Below are 18,012 nucleotides of genomic sequence, written 5' to 3' on the forward strand. Positions count from 1 at the left end.
GCGGGCCGACCGACTGGGAGACCGTCCCGGCCGCGAGCCCTCCCGGGCGGGCGGTCCGGGCACCGGAGGGACACCGCCATGCTCATCGACTGCGACACCTGCACGGTGCGCGGCACCGGCTGTACCGACTGCGTCGTCACCGTCCTGCTGGGTGCGCCGCCGGCGGAGCGGGGCACCCGGCCCGTGCTGCTGCCGGTGCCTGCCGTCCCGGCCGCCCGCCGGTCCGGAGCGGCCTCAGCACACGGAGGGGAGGGCGCCGCCGCCCCGCGACCGGGCGTCGTGGTGGAGCTCGACGACGTCGAGCGGCGCGCGGTGCGAGCCCTCGCCGAGGGCGGTCTGGTCCCCCCGCTGCGGCACCGGCCGGCGGGCGACGGGCGCCCCGGCGGACGGCGCCGGACCGGCTGACGCCCCGTCCGGACGCCCGGCACCGGGTACGGACCGGAGTGGCGCGGCTGCTGAACGTGCACATTCTCACAGTCGGCAGGGCCCTCGTTTGTCACGACCTGTCCACCTCCGTACTGTGACCGCGTCCGGCCGGGAGGTCGTCACCCGACGCGAGGTGACCTCGGCCGGTCACCGCCGAGTCACCGGACGCCGCCCAGCGGGTGTGCGCGAGGTGAGCCGGGGACCCACCGCAGCACTGGGGTGAGTTCTCGCGGGTACCGGTCCGCCGGTGCCCGCCAGATAGGGCATGTCTTCCCAGCCCGAACCCGTCAGCTAACTCGGTAGGCGGTAGCTGAGGAAGAAACGGAGAGCCGCCGCCCGTGGCGACCCCCCGCCCCTCCCTGGGGCATGCCCGCGCACAGTCCACCTCCCCGGCGGCCCGCGTGGCGGGCCCGCACCGCCCCTCGCGACGCCGCCTCCTCGGCCGGGTCGCCCTGGCCGGCACCGCCGCCGCCCTGACCGTGGCCCTCCTGCCCGGCACCGCGGTCGCCGACCCCGAGCGGGCCACCAGCCCCGAGCAGGCCGCCCAGCTCGCCGCCGACGCCGGACGCCGGCTCGAGGCGGTCAGCGAGCAGGTCAACGAGGCCCGCGAGGTCCTGTCTCGGCAGGAGGCCGCCGCCGAGGCCGCCGACCGCGCCCTCGCCGAGGCGCAGGACCAGCTGCGGGACCTCGACGGGCAGATCCGCCAGGTCGCGCGCACCGCCTACACCAGCGGCGACGACACCTTCGCCGGGCTGGACCTGCTGATGACCAGCGAGTCCGCCGACGAGTTCGTCAGCTCGCTGGCCACCCTCGACCACATCGCCGCGCACACCACCGGCGTGCTCGCCGAGGTGGGCGAGGCCGCCGCGGCCGCCCAGCGGGCGCAGGCCGAGGCCGACGCCGCCGAGGCCGAGGCCGAGGCGACGCTGGAGGAGCTGAGCGCCCAGGAGGCGCAGCTCGAGGACGACATCGCCGACTACCGGGCCCAGTTCGACGCGCTGACCGAGGCGCAGCGACAGGCGGCGCTGGCCGCGCAGGAGGCCGGGGAGGCCGCCGAGGCCGCCGCCGCCGGCGCGGTCGGTGAGAGCGCACCGGCAGCGGGACCGGCGCCCGCCCCGCAGGCCGCGGCCGCCGCGGCGGCGCCGGCTCCCGCGGGCGGGGGCAGCGGCGCGGCGCAGGCGGCGGTGCAGACGGCGCTGGCGCAGGTCGGTGACCCCTACGTGTGGGGTGCCGGCGGCCCGAACGCCTTCGACTGCTCGGGTCTGACCCAGTACGCCTACGCGGCCGCCGGGATCAGCTTGCCGCACTCGAGCCGGATGCAGTCGCAGCTGGGCAGCGCCGTCTCCCGGTCCCAGCTGCAGCCGGGTGACCTGATCTTCTACTACAGCCCGGTCAGCCACGTGTCGATGTACATCGGCGACGGCCAGATGGTGCACGCCTCCACCTCCGGCTCCCCGGTCAAGGTGGTGCCGGTCGACTCGATGGGCGGGATCACCGCCATGCGCCGCATCGCGTAACGCCACCGCCCGCTCGGCCGGCCCCGCCGCAGAGGCCGTGCCGACACGGCTCGAGGGCCGGTGACCTCCAGGAGGTCGCCGGCCCTCATCGCGTCCCCGGGACGGGGAGCCGGGGAGCGGACCGGGCCGCCTAGGATCGGCCGGGTGAGCTCGGCGGGACGGGACGGCGCCCGCCGGATCGCTCTCCTGACCGCGGTCGTGCTGGGTGCGGCGTTCGTGGTGGTCGTCGCCGTCCGGACGCCATGGACGGTGCTGCCCGCACCGCCCGGCGGCGGGACCCCCCTCAGCGACGACGCGGGTCTGCCCGCCGAGGTCGTCCGCCGGGCCGAGGCGTTCGCCGCCGACATCCGGCCCGCGTCCCTCGCCGGCCTGCTGCTCGGGCTCGCCGTCTCAGCGCTGCTGGGGCTGACCCGCTGGGGCAGCCGGCTGGTCACGGCGGCGGGCCGGCCCGCCGGCGGCCGCCGGCCGCTCACGGTGCTGCTCGGCACGCTCGCCCTCGTGGTCGTCGGCCGGCTGGTCACGCTGCCGCTGTCGGCCTACGGCGAGGTGGTCCGGCACCGCTACGGCCTGTCCACCCGTTCCTGGCCGCTGTGGCTGCGCGACGTCGCCGTCTCCACCGCCATCGACGCCGCCCTCACCGCGCTGGTCCTGCTGGTGCTGGTGGCCCTGGCCCGCCGCGCGCCGCGCACCTGGTGGGCGTGGGCGGCGGCCGGTGCGGCTGCCCTGGTGGTGGCCGGCTCCTTCCTCTACCCCCTGGTCATCGAGCCGGCCTTCAACCGCTTCGAGTCGCTGCCGGCCGGTCAGCTGCGCACGGACGTGCTGGCGCTGGCCGAGGAGAGCGGGAACCCGGTCGAGGACGTGCTCGTCTCCGACGCCTCGCGCCGGACGACGGCGCTCAACGCCTACGTCTCCGGGTTCGGCTCCACGCGCCGGGTGGTCCTCTACGACACGCTGCTGCAGGAGGTGCCCGACGAGGAGATCGAGTCGATCGTGGCGCACGAGCTCGGCCACGTGGCCACCGACGACGTCCTGACCGGGACGCTGCTCGGCGCGCTCGGGGCCGCCGGTGCCGTGGCGCTGCTGGGGTGGCTGCTGTCCTGGGCGCCGCTGCTGCGCCGGGCGGGCGCCGACTCGGCGGGCGACCCCCGCGTCGTGCCGCTGGTGCTCCTCCTGGCCGCCCTCGGCACGCTGGCAGGCACACCGGTGCAGAACCTGGTGTCGCGGCACGTGGAGGCGCGGGCCGACCTGTTCGCCCTCGACCTCACCGCCGACCCGCGGGCGTTCGTCGCGATGCAGCAGCGGCTGGCGCGGACCAACGTGTCCGACCCGAGCCCGCCGGCGGCGTGGCAGTGGTTCTTCGGCTCGCACCCGACGGCCGCGCAGCGGGTCGCGATGGCGGAGGACTGGCTGCAGCTGGGCGAGCGGTGACCCGCACGCTCGTCGTCACCAACGACTTCCCGCCGCGGCAGGGCGGCATCCAGACCTTCGTCGCCGCGCTGCTCGACCGGCGGCCACCCGACTCGCTGGTCGTCCTGGCCTCCCGCTCCCCGGGCTGGGAGCGGTACGACGCCGCCCTGCCCTACCGGGTCGTCCGGCAGCGCACACCGGTGCTGCTGCCGACCCCGGCCACCGCACGCGCCGCCGTCCGGCTGGCTGCCGAGCACCGCTGCGACACCGCCTTCTTCGGCGCGGCCGCCCCGCTCGGCCTGCTGGCACCCGGGCTGCGGGCCGCCGGGGTCTGGCACCTGGTGGGTGCCACGCACGGGCACGAGACCGGCTGGGTGGCGTTGCCGGGCGCCCGGCAGGTGATGCGGCGCATCGCCGGCGGCCTGGACGTGCTGACCTACATCAGCGACTACACGCGCAGCCGCCTGGAGCCGGCGCTGGGCGGGCGGACCCGGCTGGCACAGCTGTCGCCCGGCGTCGACGTCGACCGCTTCACCCCGGCCGCCGACTGCGTCCCGGTCCGCCGCCGCCACGGCCTGGGCGAGGGCCCGGTGGTGGTCTGCGTGTCGCGGCTGGTGCCCCGCAAGGGCCAGGACGTGCTGGTGGCGGGCTGGCCGCGGGTGCTCGACCGCCACCCCGGCGCCCGGCTGCTGCTGGTCGGCGGAGGTCCCGACGAGGCCCGGCTGCGGCGGTCGGTGGCCGCGGCCGGACTGGGGTCCTCGGTCGTCTTCGCCGGGCCGGTGGCACCGGCGCACCTGCCGGCGTACTACGCCGCCGGTGACGTGTTCGCCATGCCCTGCCGCACCCGCCGGGGCGGTCTCGACGTCGAGGGGCTGGGCATGGTCTACCTGGAGGCAGCGGCCTGCGGGCTGCCGGTCGTCGCTGGCACGTCGGGCGGTGCGCCCGAGGCGGTCCGCGACGGCGAGACCGGCACGGTCGTCGGTGACCCGCGCTCACCGGAGGCTGTGTCGGCCGCCGTCACCGCCCTGCTCGACGACCCCGCCCGGGCCCGCGCGATGGGCGCGGCCGGCCGGGCCTGGGTCGAGCAGCGCTGGTCGTGGACCACGATCGCCGACACCTTCGCCGGCCTGCTCGAGCCCTGACCCGCGCCGAGCCCCGCCCCGCGAGGCGGGACGGGGCTCGGCGACCGGAGGTGCGGACTAGCGGGCGTACATGGCCTCGACCTCGGAGCCGAACTCCTTGACGACCACCGCGCGCTTGAGCTTGAGGCTCGGCGTCAGCATCCCGTTGTCCTCGGTGAAGTCGGTGGCGAGGACCCGGTACCTCTTGATCGCCTCGGCCTGCGAGACGGCCTTGTTCGCCTCGGCCACTGCGGCGTCGAGCTCGGCCCTGACGTCCGGGTCGTCGACGAGCTCCGCCAGCGGGGTGTCGGCGGGCTTGCCCTTCGACTCCAGCCACAGCGGCAGCGCCTCGACGTCGAGGGTGACGAGCGCGGCGATGTAGGGCCGCGCGTCGCCGACGACGATGCACTGGCTGACCAGGCGGTGCGCGCGCAGCCGGTCCTCGAGGACCGCGGGGGCGACGTTCTTGCCGCCGGCGGTCACCAGGATCTCCTTCTTGCGCCCGGTGATGCGCAGGAAGCCGTCGGCGTCGATCTCGCCGATGTCGCCGGTGTGGAACCAGCCCTCGGGGTCGATGGCCTCCGCGGTGGCCTGCTCGTTCTTCCAGTAGCCGCGCATGACCACGCCGCCGCGGATGAGGATCTCGCCGTCGTCGGCGATGCGGAAGCCCACGCCGGGGAGCGGCCGGCCGACGGTGCCGATGCGCAGCGCCCCGTCGTGGTTCACCGAGGCGGCCGCCGTCGTCTCGGTCAGGCCGTAGCCCTCGTAGACGGTGACGCCGATGCCCCGGAAGAAGTGCCCGAGGCGCTCGCCGAGCGGGGCGCCGCCGGAGATGGCGCCCTGGCAGCGCCCGCCGAGGGCGGCGCGCAGCTTGCCGTAGACCAGCCGGTCGAACAACGCGTGCTGGATCCGCAGGCCCAGGCCGGCGCCGCCGGTGTCCTGGGCGCGCGACCAGTCGATGGCGACCCTGGCCGCGCGGTCGAAGATGCCGCCCTTGCCGTCGGCCTCGGCCTTCGCCTTGGCGGAGTTGTAGACCTTCTCGAAGACGCGCGGCACGGCCAGGACGAACGACGGCTGGAAGCCGCCCAGGTCCTCCAGCAGGTTCTTCACGTCGGGCGTGTGGCCGGTGACCGTGCGCGTCTTGACCGCGCCGATCTGCAGGACGCGGGCGAGCACGTGCGCCAGCGGGATGAACAGCAGCACCGAGCCGTCCTCGCCGAGGAACCGGTCGAGCAGGGTCATGCCGTTGTCGATCTCGAACAGCAGGTTGCCGTGCGTCAGCTCGCAGCCCTTGGGCCGGCCGGTGGTGCCCGAGGTGTAGATCAGCGTGGCCAGGCTGTCGGCGTCCAGCGTCGCCCGGCGGTCGGCCAGCTCGCTGTCGGGGACACCCTCGCCCGCGGCGACGAGGGTGCCGACGGCGTCGTCCTCGATCACGTAGAGCGGTCCGAGGTCGGGGGCCTGGTCGCGCACCGAGTCGACGGCGGCGGCGTGCTCGGCGCGCTCCACGATCGCGGCGACGGCGCCGGAGTCGGCGAGGATCCAGGCCACCTGGTCGGTGCTGGAGGTCTCGTAGACCGGGACGGTGACCGCGCCCGCCGTCCAGATGGCGAAGTCGAGCAGGGGCCACTCGTAACGGGTCTTGGCCTGCAGGGCGACCCGGTCACCGGGCCGGACGCCGGCGGCGACGAGGCCCTTGGCCACGCCGGCCACCTGCTCGCCGAACTCGCGCCAGGTGACGTCCTCCCAGCGGCCGTCCCGTTGCCGGCGCAGGCCGACGTCGTCGCCGTGCTGGGTGACGTTCTCGGTCAGCATGTCGGTGAGGGCCGCATCGGGCTTCACCTCGGTCGTCGCCGGGACGCTGTACTCGCGCACGCTCGGTCCTTCCTCCCCGCTCGGCCGGGGCGCCGGTGCCCGCGGTCCCGCGGCGGGACACGTCCCGGCGAATCTACCGGCTGGGGCTACCCAGCAGTAGCCGTCCCCGGGCGGTCGCCCAGCAGGGGGAACGGCAACGGCTAGCCTTCCCCCATGGCCGAGCAGTCCACCCAGTCGATCGTCGTCTCCGCTCCGGCGGCCGACGTCATGGGGGTGATCGCCGACTTCGCGGCCTATCCGCAGTGGGTGAAGGCGGCCCGCACCGTCGAGGTGCTGGAGGCCGGCCCCGACGGCCGGGCCCGCCGTGTGCGCTTCGTCATCGACGCCACCGTCCTCACCGACGAGTACGTCCTCGACTACACGTGGGACGACGACCGGCGGGTGTCCTGGACGCTGGTGCAGAGCAAGATCATGAAGCGGCAGGAGGGGTCCTACACCCTGTCCGGCACCGACGGCGGCACCGAGGTCACCTACCGGCTCACCGTCGACATGGCGGTGCCGATGATCGGGATGCTCAAGCGCCGGGCGGAGAAGGTCATCCTCGACACCGCGCTCAAGGAGCTCAAGAAGCGCGTCGAGGGCTGAGCCCGTGCACACCCTCCTGTTCACCGGTCCCGGTGGGGCCGGGACGACGACGGTCGCCGCGGCCGCCGCGGTCCGCGCGGCGCGGTCCGGGCGGCGCGTGCAGCTGGTGACCGGCGGGCCGCCCCCGGCCGGGGTGGCCGGCGAGGACGGCCTCGTGCTCGTGCGGCCCGACCCCCGTGCCGAGCTGGAGCGGGCGTGGGCCCATTGGGGCGCTCAGCTGTCCGCCGCCGTCCCCGACCTCGCGCTGCCCCCCGCCACCTCGCTGGTGCCGCTGCCCGGCGCCGCGGAGCTCGCGCTGCTCGCGGCGCTGGGCCGGGCCGCACGGGAACCGGCCGACCTCGTCGTCCTCGACGCCGGGCCCCTCGCGGCGGCGACCGCACTCGTCGGGCTGCCCGGTGCGCTGCGCTGGTGGCTGGAGCAGGTGCTGCCCACGCGGCTGCGGATGCTGGGCGCCGTCCGCACCGCCGCCGTCCGCGCCGGGACCGTGCGCCGGGGCGCCGTCGACGTGGCCCTGGCCGCCGTCCCGGCGCTGGAGGAGCTGCTCGGCCGCCTCCAGCTCACCGATCCCGCCGTCACCGCCGTCCGCCTGGTCGCCGTGCCCCGGGCCGGGGTCGCCGGCACCCTCCGTGCCGCCACCACCGCGCTGGCCGTCCACGGGCAACGGCCGGTGGGCGTCGTCGCTCGCGTCCTGCCGCCCGGCGCGGGCAGCGGCGACTGGTGGGCCGCCCGCGCGGCCGAGCAGGAGGCGGCGCTGGGGGAGCTCAGCGAGGTGGCCGCGGTGACGACCGCCGTCGAGTCCGCCACGACCCCCGCCGGTGCCGACGCGCTGGCCGCGCTGCTACCGGACCTGCCCGGCCCGGGCGCGGAGCCGGCGGCGGCGCCCGCGCCGGAGCGGGTCGACGGCGGCTGGCGGCTCGTCCTGCCGCTGCCGTTCGCCGAGCGGGAGGACGTCACGCTGACCCGCTGGGAGGACGACCTGGTGCTGACCGCGGCCGGTGCGCGCCGGTCGCTGCGCCTGGACCCCCTGCTGCGCCGGTGCCTGGTGACCTCGGGCAACCTCGTCGACCCCGGCACCACCGGCGCGCGCCTGGAGGTCGGCTTCGCGCCGGACGCCCGGCTCTGGCCGGCGGACCTGCTGGCGGCCGCCGCGGGCGACGGCTCGACGGACGGCTCGACGGACGGCTCGACGGACGGCTCGACGGACGGTCCGGGGGACCCCGGCGGGGACACCGCCGGGCACGGCGGAGGGAACAGGAGGACGCACGGTGGCTGAGGGGACCGACTGGGTCGAGCAGGCCCGCCGGCTGGTCGCGGGCCTGGGGGAGACCGGTCTCGGACAGGCGGTGCTCGGGCAGGCGGTGTTCACGCAGGCGGGGACCGACGCGCACGGCGGGGGCCCCGCCGGGGACCACGTGCCCGGCGGGGACTGCCGGTGGTGCCCGGTGTGCCAGCTCGCGGCGGTCGCGCGCCGTCCCGAGGTCAGCGAGGCCCTCGCCGACGCCCTCACCAGCGCCGCCACCGCGCTGCGGGCCTTCGCCGCCGCCGCCGCCGACGCCGCGGGACCGGACCCGGCGGCCCCCGCGGCCACGGAGGACGAGACGGCCGCGAGCCCGCCCGCCCCGCCGCCCGCGCCGGTCCAGCACATCGAGATCGCCTGAGTGGCTCCGGGGGACGGCACGGCGGGGCTGCCGGCCCTGGGTGTCGACGTCGGCGGCACCAAGGTCGCCGGCGGGGTCGTCGCGGCCGACGGCACGGTGCTGGCGACGGCGCGCCGCTCGACGCCGACCGCCTCGGTCGCCGAGACCGAGACCGCGATCGCCGGGGTGGTCGAGGAGCTCGCCGTGTGGCACGGGGGAGACCTCGCCGCGGTGGGCGTCGGTGCGGCAGGCTGGTTCGACCGCACCGGTGACGTCGTGCTGTTCAGCCCCCACCTGGCCTGGCGGCACACCTCGCTGCGGCGCGACCTCGCCGCGCGGCTGCACCGGCCGGTGTGGGTGGGCAACGACGCCGACGCCGCGGCCTGGGCCGAGTACCGCTTCGGCGCCGCGCGGGGCAGCGACCTGGCCCTGTGCGTCACCCTCGGCACCGGCATCGGCGGCGGGATCGTCGCCGAGGGGCGGCTGCAGCGCGGCGCGCACGGCGTCGCGGGGGAGTGGGGCCACATGCGGGTCGTCCCCGACGGACGGCTGTGCCCGTGCGGCAACCGCGGCTGCTGGGAGCAGTACGCCAGTGGCAGCGCGCTGGCCACGACCGCCCGCGAGGTGGCCACCCGCTCGCCGGCCGCCGCGGCGCGGCTGCTGGACCGGGTCGACGGCGACCCGTCCCGGCTGACCGGCGAGGACGTCGCGCGCGCCGCGGCCGACGGCGACCCGGTGGCGCAGTCGCTGGTCACCGACGTCGGCGAGTGGCTGGGCCAGGGCATCGCCGACCTGGCCGCGGTCCTCGACCCCGACGTCGTCGTGATCGGCGGCGGGGTCAGCGTGCTGGGCGAGATGGTGCTGCGGCCGGCGCGGGAGCGGCTGGAGCGGGTGCTGCCCGGCCGCGGGTTCCGGCCCGGGCCGCGGGTGGTCGCCGCCGAGCTCGGCGCGCAGGCCGGCCTGGTCGGCGCCGCGGACCTGGCGAGGACCGCCCCGGCCTGAGGGCCACGACTAGACGACGGCGCCGTCGTCGCCGTCGTCGGTGGAGCGGTCGCGCATCCGGGACAGGAACAGCGCGGCACTGCCCACCAGCGCCGCCACGCCCAGCACCAGGCCGGTGTCGGTGGTCAGGCCCAGGAAGCCCGGCGCGCCGACCAGCGCGACGCCGGCCGCGGCCAGCAGCACGGCGTACAACGTCGACGGCGACGGCAGTGGGACCGGCGGCGCCGGCGGCGGCTCGTAGTGCTCCTCGGGGAGGAGGTCCTCCTCGTCGTCCTCCTCGACCGGTGCGGTGACCGGCGCCGGCGCGGCGTCCTCGACGACGGTGCGGCCGTGCTCGGCCTCGTAGGCGGCCACGATCCGCGCCCACTCCGCGTCCTCGTCGAGGTCGGCCCGGGTGGCGCGGCGCTCGGCCGGCGGGCCCCCGGCGGGTGCGTGCTCGTCGGCGTGCCGGTCGACCAGCGAGCGGCCCTCCGGCAGCCGGGCGCGGTCGACGAAGAGCCGGTCGGCGGGCGGGCTGGGGAGGAAGACGGTGCGGGTGTAGGGGCCGACGTCGGCGGCCGGTTCCAGGTAGGCGGCGATGCCGGCCTCGCGCAGGACGTCGAGCAGGTGCTCGCCGACCCGCGGGTCGACGTCGCGCACGGGTGCCCACAGGGGCGCGTCCAGGCCGTTGTCGCGGCGGCCGCGCCCGCGTCGCGGCCCGGTCACGGCGCCGGGGTGGGCTGTGCGGCCACGAGGTCCTCCTGGGCGGACGGCGGGGTGGACGGCGGGTGGACGCCGGGCGACGAGCGGGGGATGGGCCGGCCGACGCGCGGGGAGCGGGGCCGATTGTCCCTCGGGGCCCCGGCTCCCTAGTCTGGCAGTTCCACAGGGAGGCGTGTTGTTCTACTGGTTCCTCAAGTACGTGGCGATCGGCCCGCTCGCGAAGCTGGTGTTCCGGCCTCGCGCGGAGGGCCGGGAGCACGTGCCCGCCGACGGCGCGGCGATCCTCGCGAGCAACCACCTCGCGGCCTCCGACTGGATCTTCATGCCGATGTGCCTGCGCCGCCGGGTGACCTTCCTGGCCAAGGCGGAGTACTTCACCGGCACGGGGCTGAAGGGCCGGCTCCGGCGGGCGTTCTTCACCGGTGCGGGGCAGGTGCCCATCGACCGCTCCAGCGCCACCGCCGCCGAGGGGGCCATCCGCACCGGCATCCAGATGCTCGAGCAGGGCCGGATGCTGGGCATCTACCCCGAGGGCACGCGCTCGCCCGACGGGCGCCTCTACCGCGGCAAGACCGGCGTGGCGCGGATGGCGCTGGAGACCGGCGTCCCGGTGATCCCGCTGGCGGTGACCTACACGCCGCGGCGCATCCCGTTCGGCAGGAAGCTGGTCAAGGTGCACGTGCGCTTCGGTGAGCCGCTGGACTTCTCCCGCTACGAGGGGCTGGCCGGCGACCGCTTCGTCGAGCGGTCGATCACCGACGAGATCATGTACGAGATCATGACGCTGTCGGGCCAGGAGTACGTCGACGTCTACGGCGCCACGGTGAAGAAGCGGATGGACGCCACCGGCGCCAGCGCCTCCGACGTCGTCAGCCGGCTCGAGCCGCCGGTCGACGAGGCCGGTGACCGGGCGCCGGACACGCTCGCCGGCTAGGGAGCCGACCGGGCCCACCTACGGTGGACGCCGTGCGGCGGTTCTTCTACGACACCGAGTTCATCGAGGACGGGACGACGATCGACCTCGTCTCGATCGGCGTCGTCGACGAGACCGGGCGCGAGTTCTACGCCGTCAGCACGGAGTTCGACGAGCGCCGGGCGATCCCGTGGGTGCGTCGCAACGTGCTCGACCAGCTGCCGCCGCCGGCCGACCGGGCCTGGCGCAGCCGGCAGCGCATCCGCGACGACCTGCTGGCCTTCCTCACCGGCCCCGGTGAGGAGGTCGAGCTGTGGGCGTGGTTCGCCGCCTACGACCACGTGGCCCTCGCCCAGCTGTGGGGCCCGATGACCGCGCTGCCGCGCGCGGTGCCGCGCTTCACCCGGGAGCTGCGGCAGCGGTGGGACGACGTCGGCCGGCCCGAGCTGCCGCCCAAGCCCGCGGGCACCCACGACGCGCTCGTCGACGCCCGCTACAACCTCGCCCGCTGGCGGGCGATGGAGGCCGCCCGGGACCGCTGAGCAGCCGGTCCCGGGCTACCTCCGGGCGTGCACCTGCGCGGAGGTGCACGGCTAGACGGTGAAGACGCCGAGCAGCCGGGTCAGCTCGCGGGACAGCCCGTCGAGCTCCAGGGCGGCGGTGCGCGCCCGGTCGACGTCGGAGGCGCTGTCGCGGGCGTCGGCGCTCACCGTCGTCAGGGTGGTCGACACCGAGCCGGCGCCCTCGGCGGCCGCGGCCACGCTGCGGGTCAGCTCGCGGGTGGTCGCCGACTGCTGGTCGACCGCGCTGGCGATGGTGAGCTGGTGGTCGTTCATCGCGTGCACGACCTCGGCGATGCGGCTGATCGAGCCGACGGCGGCCTCGGTGTCGGCCTGGATCGCCCCCACCCGCCGGGTGATGTCGTCGCTGGCCCGGGCGGCCTCCTGGGCGAGCTCCTTGACCTCGTTGGCGACGACGGCGAAGCCCTTGCCCGCCTCGCCGGCGCGCGCGGCCTCGATGGTCGCGTTCAGCGCCAGCAGGTTGGTCTGCTCGGCGACGGCGGCGATGACCCGTACGACGTCGCCGATCTCGGCGGAGCTGGTGCCCAGCGCGGAGATCGCCCCCTCGGTCCGCCGCGCCAGGTCGGCGGCCTGACGGCCCACCTGCGCGGCCTCGGCGGCGCTGCGGGCGATGTCGGAGATCGACAGGCCCATCTCCTCGGCGCCGGCGGCCGCGGCGGACACGCTGGCGCTGATGTCGCTGGCCACGGTGTGGGCGGCCCGGGCCTGCTCGGCGCTGCGGGCGGCCCGGCCGGCCAGCCCGTCGGCGGCTGCGGCCACGCCGGAGGCGGAGACGGCGACCCGGGAGGCGCAGCCGCCGATGTCGCGCACCGTGCCGGCGACCTTCTCGACGAACCGGTTGAACGCCGCCGACAGCCGGCCGACCTCGTCGTCGCCGGTGACCTGCATCCGCTGGGTGAGGTCGCCCTCGCCGTCGGCGATCTCGGCCATGCGGGCACCGAGCTGCTCCAGCGGGGCCGTCAGCCGCCGGCCGACGACCCAGGCCACCCCACCGCCGGCGGCGGCGACCAGCAGGACGGCGACGACGATCGCCGTGAGCATCGCCATGCGTCCCTCGGCGAGCTGCTCGACCGGGCCGGCGAAGTCGGCGTCTCGGGCGACGACGGTGATCACCCAGTCCCAGGGGGCGTAGTACATGACCTGCGCGGTCGTCGGGCCCGCGTCGGGGTCGACGTAGCGGACGGTGGCCTGCTCGCCGGGCTCCAGCTCGACCGCGGCGTCGACGATCCGCTGCACGTACGGCACGCCGTCCGCGTCGGTGGCGTCGATCAGCGCCTCGCCGTCGCGCGCGCCGCCCGGGCTCACCAGGACCGTGCCGCGCTGGTCACGGGTACCGCCGAGCACCTCGACGAAGCCGTGCTCACCCACCGCGGTCTGCTCGAGGCTCTCGCGCAGCGCCGGCTGGCTCTGCTGCTTCACGCCGACGTAGAGGATGCCCACCACCTGGCCGGACGCGTCGAGGATGGGGTCGTAGGCCGAGACGTACCAGGAGTCGACGACGAAGGCGTTGCCGCGGTAGGTCTGCCCGGCGAGCACCTGGGCGAGCACCGGGTTCGGCCGGCCGTCGGGGTTGGTGGCCGGGATGTAGGTGCCGATGGCGCGGGTGCCGGCCGCGCTCTCCACGTTGGTCGCCACCCGCAGCATGTCGCCGGCCGGGCCGGTGCGCTGGAAGACGGTCACGGTGGCCCCGACCATCGACTTGATCTGGTCGACCACCGGGGTGGGCACCGACAGGTCGGCGTTCTGCCCGAACCAGGTCCCCCCGACGAGCGCCCGGGGCAGCTCCAGCGGCGTCACCTCGCCGGAGAACTGGTTCTTCGCCTCCCACCGGACCAGCCCCTCGCGCGGGCCGGCGGTGCCGAAGCCCCCCGACTGGGCCAGGACGAAGCGCGCGGTCGCGAGGTCGGCGTCCACCTTCGCCGAGATCGAGGCCCCCTGGGTGGCGATCACGTCGTGCACGCCGTCGGCGGTGCGGGCGATGTCGGCGTCGACCAGGGCCTCGACGTCGTCGCGGGCCGCATCGGCGAAGCGGGCGCTCTGCCAGGCGCTCACCCCCGCCATCGCCCCGCCCGTCACGGCGACGCTGGCGACGGCCAGCGCGACCACCTTCGTCCGGATGCCCCACTGCCCGAGCCTGCGCACGTCGCCCCCTCCGGCCGGGATGTCCCCCCGGCGTCGAGCCGCAGGGTCGGCAGGGAGGGAGCGCACCTGTACCGCAACGCCGGCAGGTGGGGCTCCTGGGACGGGTGGGACGCCGCGCGACCGCCCCGGGATCAGCCGCGGCCGAGCACCGCCTGCGTCTGGGTGACCGAGGCGACCGGGCGGCCGTCGTCGTCGGTGACCTCGGTGAGCACGACCACGGTCGAGCGGCCCACGTGCAGCGGTCGGGCGGTGGCGTGCGCGGTGCCCCCGCGGACCGCCCGCAGCAGGGAGGTGGCCGAGGCGAGGGTCGACGTCGAGGCGTCCGGCGGGAGGTTGAGGAAGGCGCACACCGCACCGACGGTGTCGGCCAGCGTCATCAGCGCCCCGCCGTGCAGCACGCCGCCGGCGGTGCAGCGCTGCGGCGCCCACGGCAGCCGCCCGGTCACCTCCCCGGCGGTGGCGGAGCCGAGCTCCACCCCGGCGAGGACGGCGAAGGGCATCTGCGCGAGCAGGTCGGCGGGGTACACGGTCCGATCGTGTCGTGTCCGAGCGCCTATGGTGACCATCGTCACGTCCGCTGCGGCAGGATCGGTCGTGAGCTGCGGTTCCCCCCGGACGGAGGCGTCATGCGCATCGGGATCCTGACCGGCGGAGGGGACTGCCCCGGTCTCAACGCCGTCATCCGCGCCGTCGTGCGCAAGGCGACGGCGGCCGGGGACGAGGTGGTCGGCTTCCGCGACGGCTGGCGGGGGCTGCTCGACGACGACTCCGTCGTGCTGGACGTGGCCGCCGTGCGGGGGCTCCTGCCGCGGGGCGGCACGGTGCTCGGCACCTCGCGCACCAACCCCTACGCCGTCGAGGACGGGCCGGGCCGGATGCTGGCCACCCTCGAGCGGCACCGGATCGACGCCCTGGTGCCCGTGGGCGGTGAGGACACCCTCGGCGTGGCGGCGAAGCTGGCCGCCGAGGGCCTGCGGGTGGTGGGCGTGCCCAAGACCATCGACAACGACCTCGACGGCACCGACTACACGTTCGGCTTCGACACCGCCGTCGGCGTCGCCATGGAGGCCATCGACCGGCTGCACACCACCGGCGACAGCCACCACCGCACCCTGGTCGTCGAGGTGATGGGCCGGCACGCCGGCTGGATCGCGTTACACGCGGGCATGGCCGGGGGCGCGAACGTCATCCTCATCCCGGAGAACCCGTTCGACGTCGACGGCGTCGTGGCGCACTGCCTGCACCGCTTCGAGTCGGGGTTCTCGCCGATCGTCGTCGTCTCCGAGGGGGCGCGTCCGGCCGACGGCGGCCTGGTCACCTCCACCGGCCAGACCGACGCGTTCGGCCACGTGCGGCTCGGCGGGATCGGCGCGGCGCTGGCCGCCGTGCTCGAGGCCCGCACCGGCCGCGAGTCCCGCGCGGTGGTGCTCGGGCACGTCCAGCGCGGCGGCACGCCCTCGCCGTTCGACCGGGTGCTCGCCACCCGCTTCGGGCTGGCCGCCGTCGACGCCGTCGACGCCGGGCTGTCCGGGGTGATGGTGGCGCTGCGCGGGACCGACGTCGTCCCGGTGCCCATCGCCGAGGCGACCGCGCAGCTGAAGCTGGTGCCGCGGGAGCGCTACGCCGAGGCCGAGGTCTTCTTCGGTTGACGCACTCCGGGGGACCGGCTGCCCCGGCCGTCGGCCGGGCGGCCGTACCCTCGGGGCGTGAACCTGCTCGAGTCCGCCCAGCTGGCCCCCGGTCTCGACCGGTGGCGGGAGCTCCCCGCCGCCCAGCAGCCGAGCTGGCCCGACCGGGGTGCGCTGGAGTCCGTCCTCACCACCCTGGCCACGGTGCCGCCGATCGTGGCGCCCAGCGAGGTCGACGAGCTGCGCGGCCGGCTGGCCGAGGTCGCGCAGGGCCGGGCGTTCCTGCTGCAGGGCGGGGACTGCGCCGAGACCTTCGACCTCAACACCGACGCACACCTGCAGAGCACCACCCGCACGCTGCTGCAGATGGCCGTGGTGCTCACCTACGGCGCCAGCGTGCCGGTGGTGAAGGTCGGCCGGGTGGCCGGGCAGTACGCCAAGCCGCGCTCGTCGGACACCGACGCCCTCGGCCTGCCCTCCTACCGCGGGGACATGATCAACTCCCTGGAGCCGGTGCTCGAGAAGCGGATCCACGACCCGAACCGGCTGGTGCGCGCCTACGCGAACTCCGCGGCGGCGATGAACATGATCCGCGCCTACGCCCGGGGCGGGCTGGCCGACCTGCACGCCGTGCACGACTGGAACCGCGACTTCGTCGCCAGCTCCCCGGCCGGGGTCCGCTACGAGGTCATCGCCCGCGAGATCGACCGGGCGCTGGCGTTCATGCGGGCCTGCGGGGTCGACGACACGGCGCTGCGCGGGGTCGAGCTCTACAACAGCCACGAGGCGCTGGTCCTCGACTACGAGGCCGCGCTGCTGCGGGTGCACGAGGGGCGGCCCTACGCCTCCTCGGCCCACTTCGTGTGGATCGGCGAGCGCACGCGCCAGCTCGACGGCGCGCACGTGGAGTTCATGTCGCGGGTCGCCAACCCGATCGGCGTCAAGATCGGGCCGACGACGACGCCCGAGCAGGCCACCGAGCTCGTCGAGCGGCTCGACCCCGACGGCGTCCCCGGCCGGCTCACGCTGATCAGCCGCATGGGCAACGGGAAGATCCGCGACGCGCTGCCGCCGATCGTGGAGAAGGTCACCGCCAGCGGCCACCAGGTCGTGTGGCAGTGCGACCCGATGCACGGCAACACCCACGAGTCCTCGACCGGCTACAAGACCCGGCACTTCGACCGGATCGTCGACGAGGTCCTCGGCTTCTTCGACGTCCACCGGTCGCTGGGCACCTGGCCCGGCGGCATCCACGTCGAGCTCACCGGTGAGGACGTCACCGAGTGCCTCGGCGGGGCCATGGACATCAGCGACGAGGACCTCAACAGCCGGTACGAGACTGCCTGCGACCCGCGGCTGAACACCGGCCAGTCGCTGGAGCTGGCGTTCCTCGTGGCGGAGATGCTGCGTGGCTGAGTCCTCCCTGGCTGCCCCCACCCACCCCGCCGTCGTCGACCTCCGCTCGGACACCGTCACCCGCCCCACGCCCGGCATGCGCCGGGCGATGGCCGAGGCCGAGGTCGGCGACGACGTCTACGGCGAGGACCCGGCGGTCCGGGCGCTGGAGGAGCGGGTCGCGGACCTCTTCGGCCACGAGGCGGCGTTGTTCGTGCCCTCCGGGACCATGGGCAACCAGATCGGCATGCGGCTGGTCTGCGAGCCCGGCCAGGAGGTGCTCTGCGACGCCGACGCGCACGTGGTCACCTACGAGATGGGTGCCGCGGCCGCGGTCTTCGGCATCTCGACGCGCACCGTCGTCAGCGACGGCGGCCTGCTCGACGCCGGCGCGCTGATCGCGCAGGTGCGCCCGCGCGGGGACTGGCACCTGACCGCCACCGCCGCCGTCGCCGTGGAGAACACGCACAACCGCGGCGGCGGGCGCGTGCAGCCGCTGGGTGAGCTCGAGCGGCTGTTCGCCTGGTCCCGGGACGCCGGCGTCGCCGTCCACCTCGACGGCGCCCGGATCTGGAACGCGTCCGTGGCCTCCGGGGTGGCCCTGGCGGAGTACGGCCGGCTCGCCGACACGGCGTCGGTCTGCTTCTCCAAGGGCCTCGGGACGCCGGTCGGCTCGGTGCTGGTGGCGTCGGCGGAGCGGATCGCGGCCGCACGCCTGTGGCGCAAGCGGCTCGGCGGCGGCATGCGGCAGGTCGGCGTCCTCGCCGCGGCCTGCACCTACGCCCTCGACTCCCACCTGCCGCGACTCGGCGAGGACCACGAGCACGCCCAGCTGCTGGCCAAGCGGCTCGGGGTCGACCCGGCGTCGGTCGAGACCAACATGGTCGTGCTGGACGACGTCGCGGCCCCGCTGGTCGCCGAGGCCGCGAAGGCGCAGGGCGTGCTGGTGTCGCAGGTGAGCCGGCGTCGCATCCGGCTGGTCACGCACCTCGACGTCGACCACGCCGGCGTCGACCGCGCCGCCGACGTCCTCGCCCCGCTGCTCGACCGCTGACACCACGACGGCCGCCGCCCCGGTGCGGGA

17 protein-coding genes and 1 riboswitch are annotated in these 18,012 nt (G+C 76.0%); of the genes, 13 read left to right on the forward strand and 4 right to left on the reverse strand.

Going from position 1 to position 18,012, the window contains the following annotated elements; translation table 11 throughout:
• Positions 1–78 precede the first annotated feature (78 nt).
• The 4 genes from BM165_RS12195 (at position 79) to BM165_RS12210 (ending at position 4,492) form a co-directional block, all read left to right on the forward strand.
• Positions 79–405, forward strand: a complete 327-nt coding sequence (locus tag BM165_RS12195) for a hypothetical protein (protein ID WP_075013795.1) — start codon at positions 79–81, stop codon at positions 403–405.
• A gap of 162 nt (positions 406–567) precedes the next feature.
• Positions 568–747, forward strand: a riboswitch (cyclic di-AMP (ydaO/yuaA leader).
• Positions 748–827: 80 nt separating this feature from the next.
• Complete coding sequence (locus tag BM165_RS12200; protein WP_075013796.1) at positions 828–1,943, forward strand: C40 family peptidase; 1,116 nt, start codon at positions 828–830, stop codon at positions 1,941–1,943.
• Between the two features lie 144 nt (positions 1,944–2,087).
• Entirely contained in the window at positions 2,088–3,371 is a 1,284-nt protein-coding gene (locus tag BM165_RS12205) for a M48 family metalloprotease (RefSeq protein WP_083427282.1), read from the forward strand.
• On the forward strand, positions 3,368–4,492 hold the full coding sequence (locus BM165_RS12210) for a glycosyltransferase family 4 protein (protein ID WP_075013797.1): 1,125 nt from the start codon (positions 3,368–3,370) through the stop codon (positions 4,490–4,492). The genes BM165_RS12205 and BM165_RS12210 overlap by 4 nt, the downstream gene beginning before the upstream one ends.
• A gap of 57 nt (positions 4,493–4,549) precedes the next feature.
• Here BM165_RS12210 and BM165_RS12215 read toward each other — a convergent pair whose 3' ends face one another.
• Positions 4,550–6,343 carry an AMP-dependent synthetase/ligase gene (locus BM165_RS12215; RefSeq protein ID WP_075013798.1) on the reverse strand — a complete coding sequence of 598 codons (1,794 nt, stop codon included), beginning with the start codon at positions 6,341–6,343 and terminating at the stop codon, positions 4,550–4,552.
• 153 nt (positions 6,344–6,496) lie between these two features.
• Here BM165_RS12215 and BM165_RS12220 point away from each other — a divergent pair, with 153 nt between their 5' ends.
• The 4 genes from BM165_RS12220 to BM165_RS12235 are packed head-to-tail and all read left to right on the forward strand — an operon-like array spanning position 6,497 to position 9,567.
• Positions 6,497–6,928, forward strand: coding sequence for an SRPBCC family protein (locus tag BM165_RS12220; protein WP_075013799.1), 432 nt, complete (start codon positions 6,497–6,499; stop codon positions 6,926–6,928).
• A 4-nt stretch (positions 6,929–6,932) separates the two neighbouring features.
• On the forward strand, positions 6,933–8,201 hold the full coding sequence (locus BM165_RS12225; RefSeq protein WP_075013800.1) for an ArsA family ATPase: 1,269 nt from the start codon (positions 6,933–6,935) through the stop codon (positions 8,199–8,201).
• Entirely contained in the window at positions 8,194–8,586 is a 393-nt protein-coding gene (locus tag BM165_RS12230; RefSeq protein ID WP_075013801.1) for a hypothetical protein, read from the forward strand. The genes BM165_RS12225 and BM165_RS12230 overlap by 8 nt, the downstream gene beginning before the upstream one ends.
• On the forward strand, positions 8,587–9,567 hold the full coding sequence (locus BM165_RS12235) for an ROK family glucokinase (protein ID WP_075013802.1): 981 nt from the start codon (positions 8,587–8,589) through the stop codon (positions 9,565–9,567).
• 9 nt (positions 9,568–9,576) lie between these two features.
• On the opposite strand, the gene BM165_RS12240 is transcribed toward BM165_RS12235, so the two are convergent.
• Entirely contained in the window at positions 9,577–10,272 is a 696-nt protein-coding gene (locus tag BM165_RS12240; protein ID WP_075013803.1) for a hypothetical protein, read from the reverse strand.
• A gap of 169 nt (positions 10,273–10,441) precedes the next feature.
• Here BM165_RS12240 and BM165_RS12245 point away from each other — a divergent pair, with 169 nt between their 5' ends.
• Both BM165_RS12245 and BM165_RS12250 read left to right on the forward strand, forming a co-directional pair.
• Positions 10,442–11,203: a lysophospholipid acyltransferase family protein gene (locus BM165_RS12245; protein WP_244274185.1), complete on the forward strand. Its 762-nt coding sequence runs from the start codon at positions 10,442–10,444 to the stop codon at positions 11,201–11,203.
• 32 nt (positions 11,204–11,235) lie between these two features.
• Positions 11,236–11,724 (forward strand): polyadenylate-specific 3'-exoribonuclease AS, encoded by a 489-nt coding sequence (locus BM165_RS12250; protein ID WP_075013899.1) that lies wholly within the window; start codon positions 11,236–11,238, stop codon positions 11,722–11,724.
• A 51-nt stretch (positions 11,725–11,775) separates the two neighbouring features.
• On the opposite strand, the gene BM165_RS12255 is transcribed toward BM165_RS12250, so the two are convergent.
• Both BM165_RS12255 and BM165_RS12260 read right to left on the reverse strand, forming a co-directional pair.
• Positions 11,776–13,905: a methyl-accepting chemotaxis protein gene (locus tag BM165_RS12255; RefSeq protein WP_075013804.1), complete on the reverse strand. Its 2,130-nt coding sequence runs from the start codon at positions 13,903–13,905 to the stop codon at positions 11,776–11,778.
• Positions 13,906–14,036: 131 nt separating this feature from the next.
• Positions 14,037–14,432 carry a PaaI family thioesterase gene (locus tag BM165_RS12260; protein WP_244274186.1) on the reverse strand — a complete coding sequence of 132 codons (396 nt, stop codon included), beginning with the start codon at positions 14,430–14,432 and terminating at the stop codon, positions 14,037–14,039.
• Positions 14,433–14,531: 99 nt separating this feature from the next.
• Here BM165_RS12260 and BM165_RS12265 point away from each other — a divergent pair, with 99 nt between their 5' ends.
• The 3 genes from BM165_RS12265 to BM165_RS12275 are packed head-to-tail and all read left to right on the forward strand — an operon-like array spanning position 14,532 to position 17,982.
• Positions 14,532–15,554, forward strand: coding sequence for an ATP-dependent 6-phosphofructokinase (locus BM165_RS12265; protein WP_075013806.1), 1,023 nt, complete (start codon positions 14,532–14,534; stop codon positions 15,552–15,554).
• A gap of 57 nt (positions 15,555–15,611) precedes the next feature.
• Complete coding sequence (locus BM165_RS12270) at positions 15,612–16,949, forward strand: class II 3-deoxy-7-phosphoheptulonate synthase (RefSeq protein WP_143108141.1); 1,338 nt, start codon at positions 15,612–15,614, stop codon at positions 16,947–16,949.
• On the forward strand, positions 16,942–17,982 hold the full coding sequence (locus tag BM165_RS12275; RefSeq protein ID WP_075013808.1) for a threonine aldolase family protein: 1,041 nt from the start codon (positions 16,942–16,944) through the stop codon (positions 17,980–17,982). The genes BM165_RS12270 and BM165_RS12275 overlap by 8 nt, the downstream gene beginning before the upstream one ends.
• The last annotated feature ends 30 nt before the right edge of the window (positions 17,983–18,012 follow it).

Origin of the sequence: Geodermatophilus obscurus (assembly GCF_900115395.1) — a bacterium.
GTDB lineage: Bacteria > Actinomycetota > Actinomycetes > Mycobacteriales > Geodermatophilaceae > Geodermatophilus > Geodermatophilus obscurus_B.

What these genes read in the sequence shown, in the direction of transcription:
- BM165_RS12195 (WP_075013795.1), top strand. Translation starts at nt 79, where the DNA reads ATGCTCATCGACTGCGACACCTGCACGGTGCGCGGCACCGGCTGTACC.
- BM165_RS12220 (WP_075013799.1), top strand. Translation starts at nt 6,497, where the DNA reads ATGGCCGAGCAGTCCACCCAGTCGATCGTCGTCTCCGCTCCGGCGGCC.
- BM165_RS12265 (WP_075013806.1), top strand. Translation starts at nt 14,532, where the DNA reads ATGCGCATCGGGATCCTGACCGGCGGAGGGGACTGCCCCGGTCTCAAC.